At 68.9% G+C, this 2041-nt stretch carries 2 protein-coding genes; one reads left to right on the top strand and one right to left on the bottom strand.

Translation table 11 applies throughout. The annotated features are described in order from the left end of the window. Positions 1-1637: dihydroxy-acid dehydratase (ilvD, locus tag VN779_RS16755; protein WP_325724318.1), on the top strand; the 1637-nt coding region annotated here is incomplete at its 5' end. Positions 1638-1828: 191 nt separating this feature from the next. Here the strand turns inward: ilvD and VN779_RS16750 are convergent. Further along, positions 1829-2041, bottom strand: a 213-nt coding sequence (locus VN779_RS16750) for a hypothetical protein (protein WP_325724316.1), incomplete at its 5' end; no start/stop codon positions are given.

The following is a 2041-nucleotide window of genomic DNA, read 5'->3' as shown; positions in this document are numbered from 1 at the left end:
CCGCCAGGGCACCGCAACGGGCGATGCTCCGCGCCGTCGGCCTCAGCGAGGAGGATCTCAAGCTGCCGCAAGTGGCCGTGGCCTCCTCGTGGAACGAGGTCACGCCGTGCAACCTGCATCTCAACGGGCTCGCCTCGGCCGCTAAGGAAGGCGTCAGGCAGGCGGGGGCGGTGCCGATTGAGTTCGGCACGATCGCGGTCTCCGATGGCATCGCGATGGGCCACGAAGGCATGAAGGCGTCCCTGGTCAGCCGGGAGGTCATCGCCGACTCGGTCGAGTTGATGGTGCACGCCGAACGGTTCGACGCGCTCGTCGCCATCGCCGGCTGCGACAAGTCGCTGCCCGGCATGCTGATGGCGTGCGCCCGGCTGAACGTTCCGGCCGCGTTCCTGTACGGCGGGACCATCCTGCCGGGGCATGCGCTGGGGCGGACGCTGACCATCCAGGATGTGTTCGAGGCCGTGGGGGCGCAGGCCACCGGCGAGATGTCCGACGCCGACCTGCTCGCGGTCGAGCGGGCCGCCTGTCCGGGCGCTGGATCGTGTGCTGGGATGTACACGGCCAACACGATGTCGGCCTGCTCGGAGGCGCTCGGGATGGCGCTGCCGGGAGCCGCGTCGCCGCCGGCGGTTTCGGCGGAGCGGACGGCGCTGGCAAGGGCGACCGGCGAGGTGACCGTGCAGGCGCTGGCGGCCGGTTTGCGGCCGCGCGACATCATGACGCGGACCGCGTTCTTGAACGCGGCTGCAGTCGTAATGGCCACGGCGGGTTCCACCAACGCGATCTTGCACCTGCTGGCGATCGCGCACGAGGCCCAGGTCGAGCTGACCATGGACGACTTCGACGCGGTCAGTCGACGTACGCCGCTGATCGCCTCGATGCGGCCGGCCGGGCGGTTCGTGATGAGCGAGCTCGACCAGGTCGGTGGGCTGCCTGTGGTGCTGAAGGAACTGCTTTCTGCCGGGCTGATCGACGGCTCCGCTGTTAGTGTCAACGGTCGCACGCTGGCCGAGAACGTGGCCGACGCGGTCGCGCCGGACGGCACCGTGGTGCACCCGATCAGCGACCCGATCCTGCCCGAGGGCGGCCTGGGCGTGCTGCGCGGCTCGCTCGCGCCGCGCGGCGCCGTCGTGAAGGTGCCGGGGCTCGAGAAGCTGCGATTCGAGGGCACGGCCCGGGTGTTCGAGCGCGAGGAGGACTGCTTCGCGGCGATCACCGGCGGCCAGGTCTCCAAGGGCGACGTGGTCGTGATCCGGTACGAAGGCCCGAAGGGCGGCCCCGGCATGCGCGAGATGCTGGCCGTCACCGCCGCGATCAAGGGGGCCGGGCTCGGCAAGGACGTCGTGCTGGTCACCGACGGACGGTTCTCCGGGGCCACGTTCGGCGCGTGCATCGCGCACACCGCGCCTGAGGCGTTCGACGGCGGCCCGATCGCGCTGGTCGAAGACGGCGACAAGATCCTGGTCGACATTCCTGAGCGGCGCCTTGACCTGCTCGTTTCTGAGGCTGAACTGGACCGGCGGAAGGCTGGCTGGAAGCGGCCGGCCCCGAACTACACCACCGGTGCGCTGGCGAAGTACGCGGCGCTGGTGTCTGGGGCCGACACCGGAGCGGTCTGCACGCCGCTCCAGAGCTGAAACCCGGAGCCGTGGGGGCCTGAGCAGCTAGCGGGCCCTCACGGCTCCACACGCTGCTCAGATGTGGGTATCCTCGGTCGAATCCGGCCACCGGGCCGTTGCCTCTGCCACCCAGGCGGCTAGCAGGCGGAGATGCCGGGGATGGACCAGCACGACCCGGCCGACTGTCGCCTCGGACGCTGGCCACCGAATCAACATTTCCCGCCTACCGGCACCTTGAGACCATCCGTGAATCGCCGCACATAGTGCGTGCCGTCGGCTTCGTAATACATGTCTATTGCTGTAGCCGTACCAAGCTTGGCGGTCGGCTTCACGACGATCTCAAGGTTGATCACTTCTTGTCCGTGATTATGGTGAATGATCGCCCCAGGGATTCGCTTCCACGCTTTCGTCGGATGCGGATA

Source organism: Actinocrinis sp., assembly GCF_035605935.1.
Classification (GTDB): domain Bacteria; phylum Actinomycetota; class Actinomycetes; order Streptomycetales; family Catenulisporaceae; genus Actinocrinis.
The sequence above is the reverse complement of the archived record's forward strand: the minus strand, read 5'-3'. Positions and strand labels throughout refer to the sequence as shown.